The organism is Amycolatopsis jejuensis (assembly GCF_000717335.1).
Classification (GTDB): domain Bacteria; phylum Actinomycetota; class Actinomycetes; order Mycobacteriales; family Pseudonocardiaceae; genus Amycolatopsis; species Amycolatopsis jejuensis.
Genome location: NZ_JNYZ01000005.1, coordinates 412,070 through 433,222, shown reverse-complemented (window position 1 = coordinate 433,222; position 21,153 = coordinate 412,070). Strand labels below are relative to the sequence as shown.

At 68.1% G+C, this 21,153-nt stretch carries 19 protein-coding genes and 1 pseudogene; 12 read left to right on the top strand and 8 right to left on the bottom strand.

Going from position 1 to position 21,153, the window contains the following annotated elements:
• The first annotated feature begins 31 nt into the window (after positions 1-31).
• The 8 genes from OO71_RS08525 to OO71_RS08490 are packed head-to-tail and all read left to right on the top strand — an operon-like array spanning position 32 to position 8,248.
• Positions 32-1,291: an LLM class flavin-dependent oxidoreductase gene (locus tag OO71_RS08525; RefSeq protein WP_033289047.1), complete on the top strand. Its 1,260-nt coding sequence runs from the start codon at positions 32-34 to the stop codon at positions 1,289-1,291.
• Entirely contained in the window at positions 1,288-2,100 is an 813-nt protein-coding gene (locus tag OO71_RS08520; protein ID WP_033289046.1) for an alpha/beta fold hydrolase, read from the top strand. Before OO71_RS08525 ends, OO71_RS08520 begins: the two co-directional genes overlap by 4 nt.
• A gap of 1 nt (position 2,101) precedes the next feature.
• Positions 2,102-3,127, top strand: coding sequence for an AraC family transcriptional regulator (locus tag OO71_RS08515; RefSeq protein WP_051791321.1), 1,026 nt, complete (start codon positions 2,102-2,104; stop codon positions 3,125-3,127).
• A gap of 5 nt (positions 3,128-3,132) precedes the next feature.
• Positions 3,133-4,290, top strand: a complete 1,158-nt coding sequence (locus OO71_RS08510) for an acyl-CoA dehydrogenase family protein (protein WP_033289045.1) — start codon at positions 3,133-3,135, stop codon at positions 4,288-4,290.
• Positions 4,287-5,393 (top strand): ATP-grasp domain-containing protein, encoded by a 1,107-nt coding sequence (locus tag OO71_RS08505; RefSeq protein ID WP_033289044.1) that lies wholly within the window; start codon positions 4,287-4,289, stop codon positions 5,391-5,393. Before OO71_RS08510 ends, OO71_RS08505 begins: the two co-directional genes overlap by 4 nt.
• Position 5,394: 1 nt before the next feature.
• On the top strand, positions 5,395-6,276 hold the full coding sequence (locus OO71_RS08500; protein ID WP_033289043.1) for a succinate--CoA ligase subunit alpha: 882 nt from the start codon (positions 5,395-5,397) through the stop codon (positions 6,274-6,276).
• A complete protein-coding gene (locus OO71_RS08495) occupies positions 6,273-7,331 on the top strand; it encodes a C45 family autoproteolytic acyltransferase/hydrolase (RefSeq protein WP_033289042.1) in 1,059 nt (352 codons plus the stop codon). Before OO71_RS08500 ends, OO71_RS08495 begins: the two co-directional genes overlap by 4 nt.
• The gene (locus tag OO71_RS08490) at positions 7,328-8,248 is read left to right on the top strand and encodes a polysaccharide deacetylase family protein (protein WP_033289041.1); all 921 of its coding nucleotides are present in this window, start codon (positions 7,328-7,330) and stop codon (positions 8,246-8,248) included. The genes OO71_RS08495 and OO71_RS08490 overlap by 4 nt, the downstream gene beginning before the upstream one ends.
• Positions 8,249-8,583: 335 nt before the next feature.
• Here OO71_RS08490 and OO71_RS08485 read toward each other — a convergent pair whose 3' ends face one another.
• Positions 8,584-9,528, bottom strand: a complete 945-nt coding sequence (locus OO71_RS08485; RefSeq protein WP_051791318.1) for an AraC-like ligand-binding domain-containing protein — start codon at positions 9,526-9,528, stop codon at positions 8,584-8,586.
• Between the two features lie 184 nt (positions 9,529-9,712).
• Between OO71_RS08485 and OO71_RS08480 the strand changes: the two genes are divergently transcribed.
• From OO71_RS08480 to OO71_RS52035, 4 genes and pseudogenes are all read left to right on the top strand, one after another.
• Positions 9,713-11,851 (top strand): molybdopterin-containing oxidoreductase family protein, encoded by a 2,139-nt coding sequence (locus OO71_RS08480; RefSeq protein ID WP_211260475.1) that lies wholly within the window; start codon positions 9,713-9,715, stop codon positions 11,849-11,851.
• Positions 11,848-12,168 carry a ferredoxin gene (gene fdxA / locus OO71_RS08475; protein WP_033289039.1) on the top strand — a complete coding sequence of 107 codons (321 nt, stop codon included), beginning with the start codon at positions 11,848-11,850 and terminating at the stop codon, positions 12,166-12,168. The genes OO71_RS08480 and fdxA overlap by 4 nt, the downstream gene beginning before the upstream one ends.
• Positions 12,165-13,139 (top strand): NAD(P)/FAD-dependent oxidoreductase, encoded by a 975-nt coding sequence (locus OO71_RS08470; protein ID WP_033289038.1) that lies wholly within the window; start codon positions 12,165-12,167, stop codon positions 13,137-13,139. The genes fdxA and OO71_RS08470 overlap by 4 nt, the downstream gene beginning before the upstream one ends.
• Positions 13,140-13,182: 43 nt before the next feature.
• Positions 13,183-13,383, top strand: a pseudogene (locus OO71_RS52035) (GTP 3',8-cyclase MoaA); the annotation flags it as partial.
• Positions 13,384-13,418: 35 nt separating this feature from the next.
• Here OO71_RS52035 and OO71_RS08465 read toward each other — a convergent pair.
• From OO71_RS08465 to OO71_RS08435, 7 genes are all read right to left on the bottom strand, one after another.
• Complete coding sequence (locus OO71_RS08465) at positions 13,419-13,991, bottom strand: cupin domain-containing protein (RefSeq protein WP_051791316.1); 573 nt, start codon at positions 13,989-13,991, stop codon at positions 13,419-13,421.
• 26 nt (positions 13,992-14,017) lie between these two features.
• Positions 14,018-15,460 carry an MFS transporter gene (locus OO71_RS08460; protein WP_033289036.1) on the bottom strand — a complete coding sequence of 481 codons (1,443 nt, stop codon included), beginning with the start codon at positions 15,458-15,460 and terminating at the stop codon, positions 14,018-14,020.
• Positions 15,409-16,872, bottom strand: a complete 1,464-nt coding sequence (locus tag OO71_RS08455) for an FAD-binding oxidoreductase (RefSeq protein ID WP_084144793.1) — start codon at positions 16,870-16,872, stop codon at positions 15,409-15,411. The genes OO71_RS08460 and OO71_RS08455 overlap by 52 nt, the downstream gene beginning before the upstream one ends.
• On the bottom strand, positions 16,869-17,678 hold the full coding sequence (locus OO71_RS08450; protein WP_063740032.1) for an alpha/beta fold hydrolase: 810 nt from the start codon (positions 17,676-17,678) through the stop codon (positions 16,869-16,871). Before OO71_RS08450 ends, OO71_RS08455 begins: the two co-directional genes overlap by 4 nt.
• A 124-nt stretch (positions 17,679-17,802) precedes the next feature.
• A complete protein-coding gene (locus tag OO71_RS08445; RefSeq protein WP_033289035.1) occupies positions 17,803-18,993 on the bottom strand; it encodes a PucR family transcriptional regulator in 1,191 nt (396 codons plus the stop codon).
• 236 nt (positions 18,994-19,229) lie between these two features.
• Positions 19,230-20,216, bottom strand: coding sequence for a transketolase family protein (locus OO71_RS08440; protein ID WP_033289034.1), 987 nt, complete (start codon positions 20,214-20,216; stop codon positions 19,230-19,232).
• Entirely contained in the window at positions 20,213-21,073 is an 861-nt protein-coding gene (locus OO71_RS08435) for a transketolase (RefSeq protein WP_051791312.1), read from the bottom strand. The genes OO71_RS08440 and OO71_RS08435 overlap by 4 nt, the downstream gene beginning before the upstream one ends.
• Positions 21,074-21,153: the final 80 nt, after the last annotated feature.

Below are 21,153 nucleotides of genomic sequence, written 5' to 3'. Positions count from 1 at the left end.
ACCTCCTGCCGACTTCGATCCAGGGAGCCCCATGAAGGTCACGTATCTGCAGCAACTGCCGTACCGGCATTTCGACGGCGACTTCGCCGCCCGCGGGCACGAGCCGGCCGTCTCCACCGACTTCGGGCTCACCGAGCCCGCGCTCGTCCATCAGGATCTGCAGCACGCGCACGACGAGATGCTGCACGCAGTACGCGCCGGCTTCGATGCCATCGCCTTGAACGAGCACAGCCAGAGCGCGTACGACATGAGCCCGAATCCTGACCTGTCCGCCGCGATCCTCGCGCAGGTGATCGGCAGCGAGGACCTGGACACCGGCATTTATCTGGTCGGGCGCAGCCTGGGCAAGGTCAGGGAACCGCTGCGGGTGGCCGAGGAACTGGCGTGGCTGGACAACCTGTCCGGCGGACGGCTCCTGGCCGGCTTCCCGATCGGGCTGGCCTACGACGCGAACCTCAACGCCGGCGTGCCGCCGATCGAGACCAGGGCCAGGTACGACGAAAACCTGGCACTCGTGCTGCGAGCCTGGACGGCGAGCGAACCCTTCGGATGGAACGGCAAGTACTCCCAGTACCTGAAGGTGAACGTCTGGCCGCGGCCGTTCCAGGACCCGCATCCGCCGGTCAGCATCACCGGCATCGGCAACCCGAACACCACGCGGTTCGCGCTCGAACGCGACCTCGGTTTCAACGTCGTCTCACTCGGCGCCGGAATCGACGCCCAGCGCATCCTCGACGACCTGTGGCGCATGGCCGCCGAACTGAACCTCGACGACAACCCGTTCCGGGTCACCGTCGGTCAGCGGGTTCTCGTGGCAGGCTCCGATGCGGAAGCCGAGCGGCTGTACGCCGAGCATGTCGAGTACCACCTGAAGTGCGGCGTACCAGCGGTCCCGGTGAAGTACCTTGCGTTGCCCGGCGGCATCTCACCGCAGGGGCTGCGTGCTCTCTTCGGCTCCGGAATGGGCGGCGGCTCGGACACGCTGCCGACCTTCCGCGAACAGGTCGAGTCCGGCGCCCTGGTGGCCGGCAGCCCAGCCACCGTGCGCGAGGTGCTCGCCGAGCGCGTCCGCAGTTACCGCGGAGGGAACCTGTTGGTACAGCTGCAAACCGGCTCGATGCCGACGGACCTGGTGAAGCACAACATCGATCTCTTCGCGTCCTCGGTGCTGCCCGAGCTGCGGGGGATCTGGTCGGAGTACGCAGGCGCGAACCGCTGGTGGCCGACCCGGCTCGGCGGCCTGCCGGTCTCCGCCTGCCAGTCCGGACTGAACGGAGTGAAGCTCACATGATCGGCCAAGCAGAGCCCACCACCGAGGTCGTCCCGGCATGGGGCGGGCGCCTCGATCTCCACGTCGACAAGCTCGGTTCCGGCCCGCCGCTGCTCTACCTGCACCCCGCTGGCGGGCTTTGGTGGGACCCGTTCCTGCGCACCTTGGCGCAGCACCACACGGTTTACGCGCCGCGGCTGCCCGGCACCGCGGAGGGCGACAGCATGGCAATCCACCAGCTGGACTCGGTCGGCGACCTCGTGCTCGCCTACGAGGGCGCGCTCCGGCACCTGGGTCTCACGTCGCTGCCGATCATCGGGACGAGCTTCGGCGGGATGGTGGCCGCGGAACTGGCCGCGACCTTTCCGGACCTTCCCGCCCGGCTCGTCCTGCTCGCGCCGGGTGGGTTGTGGCAGGAGGACCTGCCGTACAACGCCGAGATGATGATCTCCCCGGAACTGGCGAAGAAGTACCTCTTCGCCGATCCGGATTCGGCAGCGACCCGCACGATCTTCCCCGAGATCACCGATCCCGCGGCCGCACTCGACGCCGCCGTGAATCTGATCTGGGCGACCGGCTGTGCCGCCAAGTTCTTCTGGCCGATCCAGGACCGCGGGCTTTCCCGGCGGCTGCACCGGATCACGGCGCCGACGCTGATCGTCTGGGGCAAGGGCGACGCGGTCGTCCCTGCCGGTTACGCCGCCGAGTACGCCCGGCTGGTCCCGCACGCCACGGTCGAGCTGCTCGACGAGTGCGGCCACGTCCCGCAGCTGGAGCAGCTGCCGCAGACGCTCGGGCTGGTCACCGCGTTCCTGGAAGGCCGGGCCTGACATGCCGGGGCCGACCGGTCTGCGGGACCGGCCACCGGACGTCGGGCGGATCGACCGCTATCGCGTCGCCGATCTCGACGAAGCACGCCGCGTGCTGGGCAGGCACTACTACCGGCACCGGCTGTCGTGCCTGGCTCCCACCCGCGACGTGGGCATGCGGCTCACGACAGTATCGCTCGGGCACATGACGATCGGCCGGCTGTCGTACGACTCGGAAGTGCACCTCGGCTTCGGCGAGCTGACCGACGCCTACCACGTGAGCACTCCGCTGGTCGGCGGATGGGAGGCGGTGTGGGAGGACCGGCAGTACCTGTGCACGCCGGGCCGGATCGCCATCCATTTCCCGGTCGGCAGAACGAGTATCGCGCGGTGGCATTCAGGGACCGTGCAGTACGGCGCCCGCATCGACCGTGCCTATCTCGAGCAATGCCTGTCGGATCTGCTGGGCCGCCCGATCACCGGCCCGGTGCGCTTCGAGCCGATCCAGGGCAGTACCGAAGGCCCGCTCGCCCAATGGCTGCACTTGTTCGCCGCCATCGCGGAGGGGCTCAAGGAACCGGGCGGCCCGCTGTACCACGAAGCCGTCGCGGAACGCCTCTGTCATTACCTGGTCACCACTTTGCTGCTGGGATCGGCCCACCAGCACAGCGAAGAACTCCATGCCGGAAGCCCGATCCTGCAGTCGACGGCGGTCGAACGGGTGCGCCGGGCGGTCCTGGCCGATCCGGCGCGGGCCTACACCGTTCGCGAACTCGCCGGCCTCGCCGCGACGAGTGTGCGAGCGCTGCAGTACTGCTTCCTGCGGCACCTCGGCGTCACCCCGATGACTTTCGTGCGCCAGACGCGGCTGGCGCACGCGCATCGGTTGCTGGCCCGGGCAAGCCGGCACCACACCACCGTCGCGCAGGTGGCCACGGCGTCCGGCTTCAGTCACCTGGGGCGATTCGCGGCCTACTACCGCGACCGGTACGGCGAATCGCCGTCGGAAACCTTGGCGTCTCCCTGTCCCATCCACCGGAAGGTCTGAAATCCATGACAACCGAGGAGATCCCGGTCCTCGCCCAGTTCGGTCTCACCGGCGAGCAAGCCGAAATCCGGGCGCTGGCCCGGAAAATCGCCCAGGACCGCTTCAAGCCGCGCAGCCTCGAATGGGAGGAGACCGGCAAATTCCCGTGGGAGAACATGGAAATCCTGGCCAAGGCGGGACTCTTGGGTGCCTCCGTTCCCGAGGAGTACGGCGGGGCCGGCGGGACCTGGCTGGACGCGGCCCTGATCCTCGAACAGCTCGGCAGTGCTTGTTACGTCACGGCGATGGCCGCGCTCGGGGAGCTCGGCGTCCAGATCCGGGCGATCGCCGCGTACGGCACCGAGGAACAGAAACGCCGGTTCCTGCCCGACGTCGCCGCGGGAAAGCGGATCTGCGCGGTCTCGATGACCGAAGCGGATGCGGGCTCCGACATCTGGGCAATGCGCACCAAGGCGGTGGTCGACGGCGATGACGTCGTCGTCAACGGTGGAAAGGTCCTGTGCTCGCGGGCCGACGTCGCCGGGCTGTTCATCGTGTACGTCCGCTGGTCGGACGACCCGGGCACCCGCCCGATCGGCGCGGTGCTGATCGAACGGGGCACCCCGGGGTTCACGATCTCGCCCGGCCGCAAGACGCTCGGCGGCGAGGACCTGTACGACCTCACCTTCGAGAACTGCCGGATCCCGAGCAGCAACGTCCTCGTGCGCGAGGACGGGTTCCGCCGCATGCTGACCGCCTTCAACGGGCAACGGTGCTTGAACGCGTCGATCTCGGTCGGCATCGCCCAGGGTGCGCAGGACGCGGCAGTCGAGTACGTCAAGACCCGCAGCCAAGGCGGCGGCCTTCTGGGTGACCATCAAGGGATCCGGTGGATGCTGGCCGACAACGAGGTCGAAATCCAGGCGGCGCGCCAGCTGGTGTGGCGGGCGGCCGCGAATGCCGCGCAGGCGTTCCCCAGCCGGCACGAGGCCGCGGTCGCCAAGGTCAACGCGAACGAAATGGCGCTCCGGGTCACCGACCGCGTCCTGCAGATTTTCGGCGGGAACGGCTGGGTCAAGGAAATGCCCGCCGAACGGTACCTGCGCTGGGCCCGTTACGGCCCGCTCGGCGGTGGCACGCCGCAGATCCAGCGCAACGCCATCGCCCGAGAGCTCCTCAAATGACCCAGCTGCTCGAACACGAGGCGAAAACGCTGCTGGCTGCCGAAGGCATCCCGTGCCCGCCCGGCACAGTCGTGACTACGGCCGCCGAAGCTGCCGAGGCCGCGCGCCGGCTCGGCGACCGGGTCGCGGTGAAAGCGCAGGTACCCATCGGCGGGCGCGGCAAGGCAGGTGGCGTACGGATCGTTGCCGCCGGGGAAGTGGCTGCGGTCGCGGACGAGCTGTTCAGCGTCGAAGTGCGGGGGTTCCGGGCTGCCGAGCTCATGGTCGAGCAGGCCCTGGACTCGCGCCGGGAGCTGTACCTCGCCCTTCTCGCCGACGCGCGGACCAGGGCACCGATGCTGCTGCTGGGTGCGGAAGGCGGCGTGGACGTCGAGGCAGGCCAGTCCATCAGCCAGGTGCCGGTCCGCATGTCGGCCGGCGTCCTGCCGTCGACCGTGTGGCGGGCCGCCGAGGAACTCCGGCTGGACGCCGAGACGGCCACGGCGCTGGTGCCGATTGCGCAGGCGCTCTGGCGCGTCTTCCGTACCAGCCGGGCCGAACTCGTCGAGATCAATCCGCTGCTCGACTGCCCTGGCCGGGGGCTGGTGGCGGCGGATGCCCGGGTCGTCCCGGATCCGGCGCTCCGGCCACCACCGGCGCTCGACGACCTGCAACGCGGCAGCCGGGCGCTCGGATTCGACCTGGTGGTACTCGATCCCGCGGGCCGGGTCGGCCTGCTCACCACCGGCGCGGGCGCCTCGATGCTGGTGGCGGATCTGCTGACCGCGGGCGGGACCCCGCCGTACAACTTCTGCGACCTGCGGACCGGATCGTTCCGGGGATCCACCTCCCGGCTGGACTTCGCGCTGCACGCATTCGCCTCACACGCACCGCAATTGCGCGTGATCGCGGTGAACGTCTTCGCCGGGGTGACGGACCTCGACGAGTTCAGCGAGCTCTTGCTCCGGGCCTTGGCGACCAACGCGCTGCCGGTCGTGGTCCGGGTCGAGGGCCGCAACGCCGATCGAGCACGGAAGCGCCTCGCGGACGCCGGGATCCAGACCGCCGCGACCGTCGAAGATCTCGTTGCCACTGCGGCGACTTACGCCCGAAAGGAGGCCTGACGTGAGCAATTTCCTCGACACTGCCGGCGACGCGGTGGTGATCCAGGGCGCCACCGGACGCGTCGGCCGCCGGCATCTGGCGCGGATGCGCGCCTACGGCACCACTGTGGTCGGCGGGGTATCACCGGGACACGGCGGCAGTGAGGTCGACGGCGTGCCGATCTTCGATTCGGTCGCGACCGCGGTCGAGCGCACCGGAGCGACCACGAGTGTGGCATTCCTGCCGCCCGACACCGCCCGCGACGGCCTGATCGAGGCGGCCGACGCGGGAATCTCGTTGTGTGTCAGCGTCACCGAAGGCGTGCCTCGGCAGGACCTGCTCGAAGTGCTGGAAGCGGCGCGGTCGACCGGGATGCGGCTGGTCGGCCCCAACTCGCCGGGCTTGCTCAGCCAGGGCAGGTACCTGCTGGGGTTCCTTCCGGTGAGCTCGGTGACCCCGGGGCCGTGTGCGGTCGTCTCGCGCAGCGGCACGCTTTCGTACGAGGTGGTGCACGCGCTCGGGCAGCACGGACTCGGGGTGAGTACGTGGATCGGCATCGGGGGCGACCGGGTGAAGGGCACGTCGTTCACCGAGCTGCTGCCGATGGTCCGGCTCGACGCCCGGAACAAGGTGATCGTCCTCGTCGGCGAGATCGGCGGTACCGACGAAGAGGACTTCGCCGCAGCGCTCGCCGAGGCACCGGCACCGGTCGTCGCCCTGCTGGCGGGCAGATCTGCGCCCGAAGGGGTCGCACTGGGGCACGCCGGTGCGATCGTCGAAGCGGGGGCCGGGGGCTTTGCCGGGAAGAAGGCTTGCCTGGAAAAGGCCGGCGTCACCGTCGTCGACCGGCCGAGCACCGTAGTCCGTGCGGTGCAAGAGAAACTGGAAAGGACGCAGCCGTGAACCCCTTCCCCAAGATCACCGTGGACGGCACGCCGTACCAACGTGGTCTGTCGTACGGCCGCCAGGCCGCCGGGCTGATCGCGACGAGTCTCGACCTGTTTCTCACGCCGTGGCTGGCCCGCCCCCGCGCACTCGCCGCCAAGGCGGCTCCGATCAGGGACCTGATCGGGGAACACTCCCCGGCCCTCCTCGACGAGATGCAGGGCACCGCCGACGGCGCCGGTCTCGAACTGGACCAGGTCGTCGCCCTCAACGCCCGGATGGAGTTCGCCGCCACCGGGGACGGTGACGGGTGCACGGCCGTCGCCCTCCCCGGCGCTGCGTGCCTCGGGCAGAACTGGGACGTCGTGCCTGCGGTGGCCGGGGTGGCCATGCTGCTGGAGATCAGGGACGACGACGGACCGGACCTGATCACCCTGGTCGAAGCCGGCATGCTGTGCCGCTTCGGGCTCAACAGCGCCGGACTCGGCCTGTGCGGCAACTACCTGCAGACCGAGCACGATTTCGAGCAGCCCGGCGTTCCGGTGCCGGTCCTCCGCCGCGAGATCCTCCGCCGGAGCACTGTCGAGGAAGCCGTCGAGGTCGTACAGCGGGCGCCGCGCTCGATGTCGTCGAACTACCTGATCGCGCATCGGTCCGGCGAGGCAGTGGACCTCGAGTCCACGCCCCGCGAGGTCACCCGGATCGACCCGGCAGGGGGCCGGATCGTGCACGCCAACCACTTCCTGGGCCGGCGAACCGAGTCGGTGGAGGACCGCAGCCTGGCGCGGTACCCGGACAGCGCTGCACGAGTCAAGCGGGCGCAGTCGATTCTCTCGGAACCGGCCCGCCCCCTCGGCGAAGACGACCTGGTCAGGGTGTTCACCGACACCGACGGACATCCGTATTCGATCCAGCGGACCGCGACCGGCACCGGCAGCCAAGGCGCGATGGAGACGATCGCCTCGCTGGTGATGAACCTCGGGGAAGGTGTGCTGCGCCTTGCGCGCGGGCCGCGGATCGGTGCGTACCACGACATTCCGCTCGCCACTGCGGTGCCCGGGGGCGGCGCATGATGCCGCCACTGCCCCGGACCGGCCCGCTGCCGCATCACCACCGGTTCGACTACGTGCCGATTGTCGGCCGTCCTGACTACAGCTGGCCGGAAGGACGCCGGCTGGCCATCTACGTCACCCTGCTGGTCGAGTCCTTCCCGTTCGGCGCGGGAATCGGGCACCTGATCTCCCGCGCACACCCGGGGCCGGACGTGCGATCCTACGGCTGGCGGGAGTACGGCAACCGGGTCGGCGTGTGGCGCCTCCTCGACCTGCTGGACGAGCTGGGGATTCCGGTCAGCGCGATGGTCAACAGCACGTCCGTCGAGCTGGCCCCCCAGGTCATTTCCGCGGTCCTCGACCGCGGCGGCGAGCTCATCGGCCACGGCCGCACCAACGCGGAGCGGCAGGCCGAAATGGCGGAGTCCGACGAGGCGCAGATGATCGCGTCCGTCCGGGACACCATCGCGGGCTTCCCGGGTGCGACCGCACCCCGCGGCTGGCTCGGCCCGTGGCTCTCGGAGTCACCCTCGACGCCGGACCTGCTGCGGGAAGCCGGGTTCGACTACGTGTGCGACTGGAGCGTGGACGACCAGCCGATCCGGATGCGCACCAGGAGCGGGCCGATCCTGGCCATGCCGTACTCGACGGACTTCAACGATGCCGTCCAGATCATGACCCATCACCACACGGCCCGCGAATTCGCCCGGATGACAGTCGACCGAATCGACGAAATGGCCCGGCAGTCGGTGCACCAGCCCCTGGTGTGCACAATCCAGTTGCATCCGTTGATCTTCGGGCAGCCGCACCGCCTGCCCGCCCTGCGCGAGGCGTTGCGCCACGTGGTCGAGCATCCGGACCGGGAGTCCTTCTGGCTCACCACCCCGGGGCAGATCCACCAGCACTGCGCCGGGTTGCCGGAGGGAACCATCCCGTGACGCTGCGTCGCGCCCCGCAAGATCGACCACGCGATCTACGAGGACGAGATGGCCGGACGCGAACTGTGGACGCCAGGAGAACGAGCGATCTACAACGGTGACCTCGAGCTGACGGTCCGCACGCCACGGTGATCCGGGCCGAACACCGGCGGGGCCGCTTCCGCACCGCCGCCGGCGGTTCCGGCACCCCGACGCGAAGAGGCCGAGCGGCTGGTGTCCGACGTTACGGCGTTGTCCGCGCCCGGCAGCCGGATCTCGTTCGAGCACCGGCCTGACGGCGATCACGACGGGTTCGGCGCCGGGTTCCTTCACCGGCCTCGCGAGGGTGCGTGGGGCTAACCAGCACCCAGCCGGCACTCCGTCGGTGTCATCCCGAACCGGGCGCGGAACAACCTGCTCATCCGGGCCGGATCGGCGATCCCCCAGCGGGCGCTGATCGCCGTGACGGTGTGGTGTGCCATGCGTTCGCTGCGCAAATCCCGCCAGCATCCCTGCAGGCGCCGCTCGCGGACGTACCCGGTCACAGTCGTGCCCGTGGCCGAGAAGAGCTTGTGCAGGTAGCTGACCGAGATTGACGTCGCCGACGCGATCCGCTCCGGCGTGAGGTCGTGGTCGCCGACGTTCTGGTCGATGTACGACCGGACCCGGCACAGGTGCGGGTTCACCCCGGCCAGCACCTCGCCGGTCGCCGCGGCGTGGTCGCGGACTACTGCGGTGAGCAGTTCCGCAAACGTGTGCGCCAGGGCCTCGGCGACGGTGCCGTGGTACTCGTCGGCGTGTTCGATCAGCCGCCGCAAGAACGGTACGGCCAGTGCCCCGACTCCCTGCGTCCCGCTGACCCGGATGGCGGTCGACTGGTGCAGTTCGTAGTCCGTCAGCGGCAGCAGCCGCTTGGGCAGCATGTAGACCCGCGGCCGGAACGGATCGCGCATCAGGGCGCGGTAGGGGCGGGTGCTGTCGTACAGCACCAAGTCGCCGCCGCCGAGGGTGGTTTCGCGGCCGTCCTGGCTGAAGAGCAGTGACCCCGACTCCATCAGGCCGATCTTGAAGTAGTCCTCGTCCGACCGGCGCAGCAGTGCCTGCGTGCGGTTGAACCGGTGCGACGTGGCGGTGAGGTCGCGGACTTGCAGGGACCCGACCGCCGCCGTACCGATCCGCCCGTCGAATTTCCCTCGGTTCTGCGGTTCGACCTGCAGGGGGACGAACTGGTCGGACACCGCGTCGCGCCAGTATTCGAGGCGGTCTCCGGGGGCGACCGCGGTCGCGTCGATGGCGTGCACGTCGAAATCACCTCACCCACGACCGCCGTTGGCCGGTCTCCGATGATGCGGCGCACGGCCCGCGGAGTCAAGGCGGCACTGCCCGCATCGGCAAGAGCAGTGGACTGGGAGACAAGCTTTCCGGCCGGGTCGTGGCGAAGCTGGAGCCGTCGCTTCCCGCTGCCGGAACCAGGTCAAGGAGTTCATCATAACCGCACCCGAGGACACCGTCGTCCGCGGCGCCTGCCCGCATGACTGTCCCGACACGTGCGCCTTGCTCGTGACCGTGCGGGACGGCACCGCCGTCGACGTGAGCGGCGACCCGGAGCACCCCTTCACCCGCGGTGGCCTGTGCGTCAAGGTGGACAACTATCTCGACCGCGTTTACAGCCCCGACCGAGTCCTGTTTCCGTTAAGGCGCACCGGCCCGAAGGGCAGCGGCGAGTTCGAGCGGATCAGCTGGGCCGGCGCGCTCGCCGAAATCGCGGGCAAGTTCACGGGGATCGCGGCAGAACACGGTCCGGAAGCGATCATGCCGTGCAGCTATCTCGGTACCGAGGGAGTCCTCAATGGACTCAACGTCGGCGACCCGTTCTTCGCCAAGCTGGGCGCTACGGTCTCGGAACGCACCTATTGCGACTCCGGCTCGTGCACGGCGTACGCGATGACGATCGGGGACAGCGCGGGCGTCGATCCGGAAAGCCTCGTGCATTCCCGGTACATCATCATCTGGGCGTGCAATGTGATGAGCACGAACCTGCATTTGTGGCCGTTCATCGCGGAAGCCCGCAAGCGCGGCGCGAAAGTCGTGGTGGTCGATCCGGTCAAAACCCGGACCTCGAAGGCCGCCGACTGGCACCTCACCATCCGCCCGGGAACGGACGGCGCCCTCGCACTCGCCATGATGCACGTGATCATCAACGAGGGCCTCACCGACGACGACTACATCGCGAGGTACACGATCGGGTACGACGCCCTCGTCGAACGCGTTCAGCAGTACTCGCCGGAATGGGCGGCGGAGGAAACCGGCGTCCCCGCGGACGACATCCGCACGCTCGCCCGGGAATACGCCCGCGCGCAGCCGTCGGTGATCCGGATCGGCGTCGCGATCGAACGGCATGCCGGTGGTGGTCAGACGGTCCGCGCGCTGGCCTGTTTGCCCGCGCTGGTCGGCGCCTGGCGCCAGCCGGGCGGCGGAATCCTGCAGTTGCCGCTCTGGGCGTTTCCGGTCATCTGGGACAACTTCATCCACCCCGAGATGCTCAAACCCGGCACTCGCGTGGTCAACCAGTACCTCCTCGGCGACGCGCTCACCGGGGAACTCGCCCTCGACCCGCCGGTCAAGGCGCTGATGGTCTACAACTCCAACCCCCTCGTGGTGTGCCCGGACCAGGACAACCTCGCCCGCGGGCTGGCCAGGGAAGACCTGTTCACCGTGGTCAGCGAGCAGTTCATCACCGACACCGCGAGGTACGCCGACATCGTGCTCCCGGCGACCACGCAGCTGGAGCAAGAGGACATCATGTTCTCTTGGGGCCACCTCTATGCGAGCTACAACCACCGCGCGGTTCAACCGCTCGGCGAAGCCGTGTCCAATACCGAGTTGTTCCGACGGCTCGCCGCCGCAATGGGGTACACCGACCCCGTTTTCCTTCGCACCGACCAAGAAATGATCGCGGAGGCATTCGACTGGTCGGCTCCCGTCATGCAGGGCATCACGGTGGAATCGCTGAAGGAAAAGGGCTGGCAGCGGCTCAACGTCCCGCCACCCGACCAATACGCTCCGCATGTCGAGGGCGATTTCCCCACACCCACCGGCAAAGTGGAGTTCGCCTCCTCGCTCGCGCCCGGCGGCAATTTCGTGGTCCCGTTGTTCCGGCAGGGATCCACCGAACATCAGCCGGGCAATCCGGTCGACCCGTTGCCGCACTACATTCCTCCACGCGAATCCGTGCGCACCAATCCCGAACTGGCGGCCGCGTACCCGTTGAGCTTGCTCAGCCCGAAATCGCACGCCTATCTCAACTCCAGTGACGCGAACCTCGAGTTCCACCGCAAGGTCCAGAAGGACCCGAGTCTCCTGATCCATCCCGAGGACGCCGAAGAACGCGGAATCACGACCGGCGCCCGTGTGCGGGTGTTCAACAACCGCGGCGAATTCGTCGTCAAGGCGAAGATCGACAAATCGGTGCTGCCGGGAGTGGTGGTATCCCACGTCGGATCGTGGCGCATGCATGCCGACGGACTGTCGACCGTGTCTGCGGTGACTCCCACGGTTTTCGGCGACCTCGGCAACTGCCCGACCTTCTCCGACACGCTCGTCCAGGTGGAAAGGAAGCCATGACCTACGTCGTGACCGATGCCTGTGTCGACATCCTCGACCAGTCCTGTGTGGAGGAATGCCCGGTCGACTGCATTTACCAGGGCGACCGGATGATGTACATCAATCCCGACGAATGCGTCGACTGCGGAAAGTGCGCACCGGCCTGCCCGAGTGAAGCAATCTATTGGGAACACAAGCTTCCGGAACAGCTGGGGGTATTCCTGGCGGCAGGCGAGGAATTCTTCGCCGAACACGAGGACGCCAGCGGTGGCGCGACCGGACGCGGTGTGGTCGGTTCGGATCATCCCGTCGTCACGGAAAGGCACGGCACGCGGTGACCGAGGTCGACGTCGCGATCATCGGCGCCGGGCCCTGCGGGCTGTACGGCGCTTACTACGCCGGGTTCCGGGGCCTTTCGGTGGCAGTGCTGGACGCGCTGCCCCAACCCGGCGGGCAGCTCGCCGCGCTGTATCCGGAAAAGCAGATTTACGACGTAGCCGGGTTTCCGTCGATCAAAGCGCAATTCCTGGTCGACGCGCTCGTCGACCAGGCCGACCAAGCCAATCCGCATTATCTCCTGGGACATACCGCGCAAACTCTCGACATTACGGAGGACGCGGTCACCATCGGCACCAGCGAAGGGGCCGTGGTCACCGCGAAGGTCGTGCTGATCACCGGTGGAATCGGCCGGTTCACCCCGCGCCGGATGCCGAACGGTGCGGAGTACGAAGGACGAGGGGTGCGGTACGTCGTTCCCCGGCTCGGTGAACTGGCCGACCGCGACGTACTCATCGTCGGCGGCGGGGATTCGGCGGTGGATTGGGCCTTGAACCTCGAAAACATCACGCGCAGCGTCACCGTCGTGCATCGGCGGCCGAAATTCCGCGCGCACGAATACAGCGTGCGGCAGCTGCATTCTTCGACTGCTCGGGTACTCACTCCATTCGAAGTGCACCAGATTCACGGCGATGGCCAGTCGGTCGACAAGGTGGAGGTGGTGCATGTGCAGACGAAGGAGACGGAGACGCTCCGGGTGGACGAGATCGTGGCCGCGCTGGGTTTTCTCACCGACCTCGGGCCGATTCCGGGATGGGGACTGGAAATGCGCAACCGCCGGATCCAGGTGGACCGGTCGATGCGCACCAGCCTGCCCCGAGTCTTTGCGGCCGGGGACATTGCGGATTACGACGGGAACGTGAACCTGATCTCGGTCGGATTCGGGGAAGCTGCGCTCGCCGTCAACAATCTGATGCCGCTCGTGAATCCTGGAGCGCCGGTGGTTCCCGGGCATTCCAGCGACGCGGAATGAAGGAGGAGCGACGAACCTCGTCGACACCTTCCGCCCGGACGCCTTCCGCGCCCTCACCCGACGCGACCGGCTCGCCGACGGGCAGATCCGGTCCTGCCTGTTCGCCACCACCGAAACGGACCTGGACGACGACGAACTGGCCACCCGCTGGCGGCGCGCAATGTGGGGCAAAGCCGCCGGACACGGGATGGACGCGCCGGGCTTCCGCCAGCCGGACCGCCCGATGAGCGCCATCGGCGGCTGACCGGGGCGGCCGGGAATCGGCCGCCCCGGAACCGGCTACTCCCAGTTGCTCGCCGGGGTGTATCGCCCGGTTTGCTTTGCCGCGTCGAGGACCTCCGGGCGGACGAACGCCCGCGGGCCGTTTCCGGCGATGACGCCGAGCAGGAGGCTTTCCTTTTCCGGGTCGCCGTCCTCGTTCGACAGATTGTAGAAGCGGCGGGAAACGGAGGCCGGGAGCGAAATCGTGTCGAGGGGGTTCAGGTCGACGTACTCGTCCTCCTCGTCGTTCCAGTGCACGCGCCACGTGCCGGAGATGGCCATGAAGGTTTCGTTGGTGTCGTGGTGGTGCAGGATCGTGCCGTTACCCGGTTTGCAGCGGAGGAACGCCATGTTGAAGCCTTCGAAGATCTGGATCGCGGCGCCGTCGGACGCAGTGCCCACCGGCGACGCGGTCCCTTCTCCGGCGCCTTCCGGTGCGTCGAAGCCGAGAATGTTCAGTGCGGTCCTCTTGCAGCCCGGCAGGACGCTGTCGTCGAATGCGTCCTCGATCGGCACCAGGTCGGCGAAGAATGCCACTCGCTTCATCATTTCCGCGCGCGGCACGTCCTGCGTCGGGGGAATTGCGGTCATCATTGATCCTTTCACTCGGAAACTCGTCACAGGGCTTCGGTTTTTCGTTGCGCGACCAGGGTTTCCACGGGGCCCGGCCGCCGCTGCAGTTCCATCCGCGCGTCGAGGTCGTCCATGCTCAGGCCGCGGGTTTCGATGCCGAGGGTCACGTACGAGACGGCGGCCAGCACCGCGAAAGCCGCGAAGAACAGGAACGCGGGCAGGAGTGCCGAACTCGTCGCCTGCGGGGTGACCACGGTCCCGGCCCCGGAGATCACGGCGAGGACGGCCGGTCCGATCAGCTTGCCGAAACCGCCGATACCGTACGCCATCCCGACGCCGCCTGCCCGTACCCGCGTCGGGAACATCTCGGCCCAGTACGGCAAAGCGACGACGAACGCGCCGTCGAGGAAGAACACCACCACGATCAGGGCGACGTAGAAGAACGGTACCGGGCCGACCGACAGTCCCGCGCCGAACGCGCCTGCCACCAGCCCGGCGGTGGCACCGAACATGGCGATGGTGCCCGTGCGGCGGCGGCCGAACCGGTCGGACGCATGGGACGCGACGAGCCTGCCGATGAACCCGGCCAGGGTCACGAAGGTGTAGAGAAAGGCCGCTCGCGCGGGTGTCACCTGCATCTGGAGACCGACCAGGGACGGTCCCCACAGGGCCAGCCCGTAGGCGGGCACCTGGATGGCGAAGCTGTTGAGGCACGTGAAGAGGAAACTCCGGCGGTACGCGAAGACCTCGGTCCACTTCCCACGCGGCTGCTTGACCGGCGCGGCAGCCGGGAGCTTCACCTGGTCCGGCGGGATACCGAGGACCCAGGCGACCGAGTCCCGCGCTTCCTCGCGCCGGTCGTTCTGGATCAGCCAGGTGGGCGATTCCTTGACGGCGAACCGGACGTAGATGCTGACCACCGCGGGCAGCAGGCCGAGGAGGAGCAACCCGCGCCAGCCGATCACCGGGCCGAGGGACGCGGACGCGGCGCTGGCGAGAATTCCGCCGATCGGGATGGCCGCGACGACCAGCCCGGAGACGAACCCCCGTTTGCTCGCCGGGACGAACTCCTGTACCAGCGGGACGTCGACGACGACGAGCCCGCCGACCCCCAGCCCGACCACGACCCGCAGCAGCCCGAACACCAGCCAGCCGCCGTCGGGTACCAGTACGAGGGCGCCGGTGGCGAGCGAGAAGGTCAGCACGGTGGCCATGAAGACCTTGCGCCGTCCGATGCGGTCGGCGATCACCCCGAACCACATCGAGCCGACGATCGACCCGACCCCGGCGGCCATCAGCAGGAAGGCACTCTGCCCGAAGGTCAGGTGCCACGGCTTGGCGATGATCGCCAGCACGTACGCGACGACGAGAAGATCGTAGAATTCGAGCATCGTGCCGAGGACCGCCGCCGCGATAAGCGATTTCTGGCGTTTGTTCAGCGGGCGTTCTTCGATTTGCTCGAAGACCGCGGAGGGGTTCTGACGCATCGTTTCTCCAGCATGCCGTCGTGGGATACAGGGTTTCTCGCGAAGAACATCGAATCCGGGTTGAACAGGTTCGCGGGGTCGAGTGCGGCTTTGATCCGGCGGTGCACGCGCAGGCCGACCGGGCCGAGCTCGCGTTCCAGCCATTCGCGCTTGATCCGGCCGACGCCGTGCTCGCCGGTCAGCGTGCCGCCGAGGCTCAGCCCGAGCCGGAGAATCGCGTCGAAGGCCTGCCGCGCGCGTCCGCGTTCCTCCGCGGACGCGGGGTCGTACACGATGGTCGGGTGCATGTTGCCGTCACCGGCATGTCCGACCACCGCAATGCGAAGCCCGGCCGTGTCCCCGATCCGGGCGCAGCCGGAGATCAGGTCGGCGATGCGGGTGCGCGGTACGGCGACGTCGTCGGTGAGGCAGGCGCCGTAGGCCTCCAGCGCCGTCAGGACGACCCGCCGGGCGTGCAACAGGGTCCTGCCGTCCTCCGGATCGTCGGTCACGTAGGTCATCCGGGCTCCGGCGGCGACGCAGATGCGTTCGATCGCTTCGAGTTCCGCACGGGCGACGTCCCCGCCCGAATCCGACTGACACAGCAGCAATGCCCGGCATCCGTCCTCGGTGCCGAGGTCGGTTTTGAGATGAGCCTCCGCGGCTTCGATCGACGTCGCGTCCATGATTTCCAGCAGCGACGGCGCCAGCCCGGCACGAATCGTTGCGGCGACCGCGTTACCGGCGTGCACGGTCTCGGCGAACCCGGCGACGAGAGTGCTGGGTGCGGGTGGTTTCGGCCGGAGCGCAAGGGTCGCTTCGGTGATCACGCCGAGCGTGCCCTCACTGCCGACGAACAGCTTGGTCAAGTCATAGCCCGCAACGCCTTTGACGGTGCGGCGGCCGGTCCGCAGCAGCGATCCGTCGGCCAGCACCACTTCCAGGCCGAGCACGGCATCCGCGGTTACCCCGTATTTCACACAGCACAGCCCGCCCGCGTTCGTGGCGAGATTCCCGCCGATGGTGCAGCTGTCGAGGCTCGACGGATCGGGCGGATAGAACAGGCCGTACTCCGCGACGGTGTTCCGCAGCTCGGCATTGATCACGCCCGGCTGCACCACGGCGAGCCGGTTGCCGGGATCGATTTCGACGATCCGGTTCAGTTTCGTGGTCACGAGCACGACGCACCCGTCGACGGCGTTCGCCGCGCCGGTCAGGCCGGTGCCCGCGCCGCGGGTCACGATCGGGACAGACAACTCAGCGCACGTCCGCACGATGGTCTGCACCGCTTCGGTGTTGTCCGGAAACACGACGGCCGCAGGCATTCCGTGCGCGGCGAGCGGCATCGTGTCGCGGGCGTAGGCGGCCATCACGTCCGGATCGGCCTGCACCACCGCCGGGCCAAGCCGGGCGCGTAGTACGTCGGCGGTCATGGGCAACTCACGAGGAATCGTTCCAGCGCCGCGTTGAACTCGGCCGGCCGTTCGAAGTACGCCGAATGCCCGGCCTCCCGGATGACTTCGACTCGCGCACGGGGTAATTCCGCGGCCACCGCCTGTACCGCGGGTACCGGGAAGATCTGGTCGAACTCGCCGAGGAGCAAGAGAATCGGCAGATTTGCACGGGCTACCTCGTCGAGGTCGAGGTAGGTCTCACGGATCTGGGTGACGGCGTCGGACGGCGGGCGCGGGCCCAGACCGGCCAGCTGCTGGTACAGGAATGCCTGCGCCGGATTCTCCCCGGCGAAGGTGGGCGCGAGGGCGGGATGCTTCCCGAGGTGTGTCGTCGTGTCATTGCGTTGCGCGAGGAATCGGTCGAAGGCGTCTTCGAGAGCGCGGTTGAACAGTCCGCCGATGGAATTGCTCAGCACCACGGAAGCGACGCGATCCGGATATTGAAGCGCGCATCCCAGCGCCGCCCAGCCACCGAGCGATTGGCCGACGAGATGCGCCCTCCGGACGTCGAGGACTTCGAGCAGGTGCGCCAGATCCGCGACCGCCGTGCCCGGGCTCGCGCTTGCCGTGCGGTTGGTCGAGTTGCCGAAACCGCGCTGGTCCCAGGCGAGTACCCGGTATCGCCGGGCGAAGTGCGGAACCTGCTGGAACCAGCTGGCGTGGGACCCGGCCGCGCCGTGGCAGAAGACCACGGTGCCGGTGGCTTGCGCAGGCCCGGCCTCCTGGACGAACAGCTGCTCGGCGCCGTGTTCGATCCGGTGCCGGGTGGTGCCCACTATCGCCATCACTCGCTTCTTTCCCTCGGTGGTGATGGCGATGAGTTTCATCGATTGCCGCGGGGGATGTCTGCGTCGCGAAGCGAGAATGCGAGGGTGCGGCGTTTTGCCGATCGGCCAAACGCCGGTGCGGTCACCCGGCGTCCGGTCTCGCCAGCAGGAGCAGCTGCACGGCGAGGCGCGCACGGGCGTCGCCGAGGTCGACCGCGGCGAGTTCGGCGAGGCGTTTGATCCGGTACCGCAGGGAGTTCGGGTGGATGTGCAGGACGTCGGCCGCGCTGCGGATGTCGCCGAAGGCGTCGAGGTAGGCCCGCAGGGTCGCGAGGTACTCGGTCCCGTGCGTGCGGTCGTAGTTCACCAGGTCGTCGACGAACGTGCCGGTGAGTACCGGCTGGCTTTCCAGGAATTCGCCTGTCTCGTGCAGGACCGCCTCGAACCGGAGTCGCTCGTACGATCCGACAACCGGCTCGCCGTTCGCCCTGAGCGCCTTCAGGGCGAGGTCTGCCTCGGCCCGCGAGCGGGCGGTACCGCCGAGCAGCGGCTGGACCGATCCGGCCGCTGCGAACACCGGCACGCCGAGGGCTCCCTCCAGGTGGCGGACCACGGCGGTGAGACGCTCCTCGATGCGGTGCCCTGCAGACGCCGCCCCGAGCAGGTAGATCTGCTGGTCGATGGTGGCGACGAGCCACGGCCGGCGGTGCCCGGTGGTCACGTGGAGGTTGAGGACTTTCAGGGCGCGGGAACGGAGGATGATCTCGTCCGCACTGTCGGCCGGGATCCCGATCGCGACCACCACGGCGTCGGTGTCCTCGGTGGTGCAGAGGGCTTCGGCCAACTGGCGGGCCGGGATCGCCCCGGCCAGGAATTGGCGGAGAAGGTGGCTTTGCGGGTTTTCCAGCAACGGTGACCGTCTGGCCAGTTCGGGTCCGACCGCGACGGCGAATTGCCGCATGATGTCGGCCACGTCCGCCGGGAGCGGGGCATCGCCTTCCATCGCCCAGAGAAATCCGACGACAGTGTCGCCGACGGGGATGCCGGTGATGAGGCGTGGGGTGAAACTCGGACCGAGCATGTCGAGGGCGATGACCTCGTCAGTGGCAAGGAGACGTTGGCGGACCCCGGTTTCGGTGAAACGGCGGACCCAGAAGTCGGGCGTCCGGCGGTTGAGGATTGCTTCGCGGCGTGCTTCGTCGTTGGGCTGGCCGGGGACTGCGGAGTAGGCGAGGACCCGGAAGTCGACGTCCTCGATGACCACCGGGCCACCGACGATCCTGGCGATCGCGTCCACGGCTTCCACCAGGTCGTCCAGGTGGTTGTCGGTCATGCCGGGCTCCCGTCGTCGCCAGCCGTCGTGGGGGCTGATGGGGGCTGACTGGTGGGGCACCCCGAAGCCGTGATTGTGACTACGGTCCGAGGGGGCTTGTCAAGGCTGGAGAGAGTACCTTGACAAGCCCCCTCGGACCGTGTTTTGGCTTCGTATCCGGGTGGCGGTTGAGTGGTGGGGAAAGTCCGTGAAGGGAACCTTCACGGACTTCAGGTGAGCGACCCTGTGACAGCCCCTCAGGAAAGTGCGTCCTGGGCTTTCTTCACGATCCCGCCTTTGTCCAGGCCGTAGTGGCGGTAAAGGTGGGTCGGCGGGCCGATCAACGCGTACTCGTCCGCCAAACCATGGCGAACCACCCGGGTGCCCAACCCGCGCGACGTGATCACCTCCGCGACGGCGGAACCCAAACCACCCAGGGTGTTGTGTTCCTCGACCGTCAGCAGGACAGGGGATCGGGTCGCGGCGGTGAGTACTGCGTCGGCGTCCAAGGGCTTGATCGTGTGCATGTCCAGGACCCCGGTGGAGATGCCCGAAGCGGTCAGGTCGGCAGCGGCGGCCAAAGCGGGGTGCACCATCGAGCCCGTGGCGATGATCGTCAAATCCCGGCCCGTCGAGTGTTCGATTGCGTGGCCGATGCGGAATCGGCTGTCGGTGGCTGGGTACACCTCCGGGTCCTGACCGCGGCCGATGCGGAAGTAGATCGGTCCCTCCCAAGAAGTCGCGGCGCGGAGAGCGGCTCGCAGTTGCGTGGCGTCGGCGGGGGCGATCACCGTGAGGCCTGCGATGCTGCGCGTGATGGCCAGGTCTTCGGTGGCGTGGTGGGAAGTTCCGTAATAGCCGAGGGTGATGCCTGCGTGGTGGCCGATCAACCGCACCGGCAGCCGCGGGTACGCGACATCCGTGCGGATCTGTTCACACGCCAGCAAAGCCAGGAACGAGGCAAAAGTAGCCACATGAGGCTGCCAGCCCGTCGTGGCTAGGCCGGCTGCGGTCGAGACCATGTGTTGTTCCGAGATGCCGAACTGGACGTACCGGTCGGGGTGCCGGTCCTGGAATCGGACCAAACCGTTGGAGTACTTGAGATCCGCGGTCCCGGCGACGATCGGGTGCCCCTCGTCGACCAGGTCGGCCAGGGTGTCGGCGAGTGCGTGCAGGCCGGGGGCTCGGTCGAGCAGGGTCAGCAGGTGCCAGGATTCGGGCTGCAGACCGGGAATGGTGGTCATCGGGCGGTCCTCAGTTCTTCCAGAGCGTTGCGCTCGTCCTGCTCGGCCAGCCAGCCCAGGTGCCAGCCGAATTCGGCTTCCATGTAGGAGATGCCTTTGCCCTTCACGGTGTCGGCGATGATGACCGCCGGGGTGGTGCGCGTCTTGTCACCGGTGATGGTGCGAAGCAGGGTCAACAGCGCTTCGACGTCGTGACCGTCCACGCGGTGGGCTTCCCAGCCGAAGGCGCGCCATTTGTCTTCGAGCGGTTCGATGCGCGTGACGGTGTCGATTCGCCCGTCCAGCGAGTGGTCGTTGCGGTCGACGATGGCGACCAGGTTCGACACGTTGTGGTGCGCGGCGCCGAGCGCGGCCTCCCAGATCTGTCCCTCGTGGAGTTCGCCGTCGCCGAGGAGGACGAAAACGGTGGAATCGTGACCCTGCATCCGGGCACCCATGGCGATTCCGGTGCCGGTCGAAAGCGCGTGGCCGAGCGAACCGCTGCTGAAGTCGATTCCGGGAATCCGCGTCATGTCCGGGTGATCGCCGAACGCGCTGCCGAGCCGGGTGTACCCGTCGAGCTCGGCGGCGTCGAAGAAGCCCCAGTCGGCGAGGATCGGGTACAGCGTCGCGGCGGCGTGGCCCTTGCCGAACAGGAACCGGTCGCGGGCGGGCCAGTCCGGCTCGCCGCGGCGCAGCCGCATGACCCCGTAGTACAGCGTGGCCAGGATTTCCGCACAGGAGAACCCCGACGCGTAGTGGCCGGTTTTGGCGATGGAGATCAGCCGGACCGTTTCCAGGCGCGCGAACCGGGCGCGTTCGGTGATCGTGCCGACCAGGTCCGCAAGGCCGGGCGGATCGTGTTTGACGACTGTCATGAGCGTCAAAGTATCGCTCAGTGGACGTCATGTCCATACATCAAGACGTCTCAATTGATAGTCACAATGTCCGCTGAGTG

Bases quoted from the DNA above. Each gene is read 5' to 3' on its own strand.
- OO71_RS08525 (WP_033289047.1), top strand. From the start codon at position 32: ATGAAGGTCACGTATCTGCAGCAACTGCCGTACCGGCATTTCGACGGC.
- OO71_RS08520 (WP_033289046.1), top strand. From the start codon at position 1,288: ATGATCGGCCAAGCAGAGCCCACCACCGAGGTCGTCCCGGCATGGGGC.
- OO71_RS08515 (WP_051791321.1), top strand. From the start codon at position 2,102: ATGCCGGGGCCGACCGGTCTGCGGGACCGGCCACCGGACGTCGGGCGG.
- OO71_RS08510 (WP_033289045.1), top strand. From the start codon at position 3,133: ATGACAACCGAGGAGATCCCGGTCCTCGCCCAGTTCGGTCTCACCGGC.
- OO71_RS08505 (WP_033289044.1), top strand. From the start codon at position 4,287: ATGACCCAGCTGCTCGAACACGAGGCGAAAACGCTGCTGGCTGCCGAA.
- OO71_RS08490 (WP_033289041.1), top strand. From the start codon at position 7,328: ATGATGCCGCCACTGCCCCGGACCGGCCCGCTGCCGCATCACCACCGG.
- fdxA (WP_033289039.1), top strand. From the start codon at position 11,848: ATGACCTACGTCGTGACCGATGCCTGTGTCGACATCCTCGACCAGTCC.
- OO71_RS08465 (WP_051791316.1), bottom strand. From the start codon at position 13,991: ATGACCGCAATTCCCCCGACGCAGGACGTGCCGCGCGCGGAAATGATG.
- OO71_RS08460 (WP_033289036.1), bottom strand. From the start codon at position 15,460: ATGCGTCAGAACCCCTCCGCGGTCTTCGAGCAAATCGAAGAACGCCCG.
- OO71_RS08455 (WP_084144793.1), bottom strand. From the start codon at position 16,872: ATGACCGCCGACGTACTACGCGCCCGGCTTGGCCCGGCGGTGGTGCAG.
- OO71_RS08450 (WP_063740032.1), bottom strand. From the start codon at position 17,678: ATGGCGATAGTGGGCACCACCCGGCACCGGATCGAACACGGCGCCGAG.
- OO71_RS08445 (WP_033289035.1), bottom strand. From the start codon at position 18,993: ATGACCGACAACCACCTGGACGACCTGGTGGAAGCCGTGGACGCGATC.
- OO71_RS08440 (WP_033289034.1), bottom strand. From the start codon at position 20,216: ATGACCACCATTCCCGGTCTGCAGCCCGAATCCTGGCACCTGCTGACC.
- OO71_RS08435 (WP_051791312.1), bottom strand. From the start codon at position 21,073: ATGACAGTCGTCAAACACGATCCGCCCGGCCTTGCGGACCTGGTCGGC.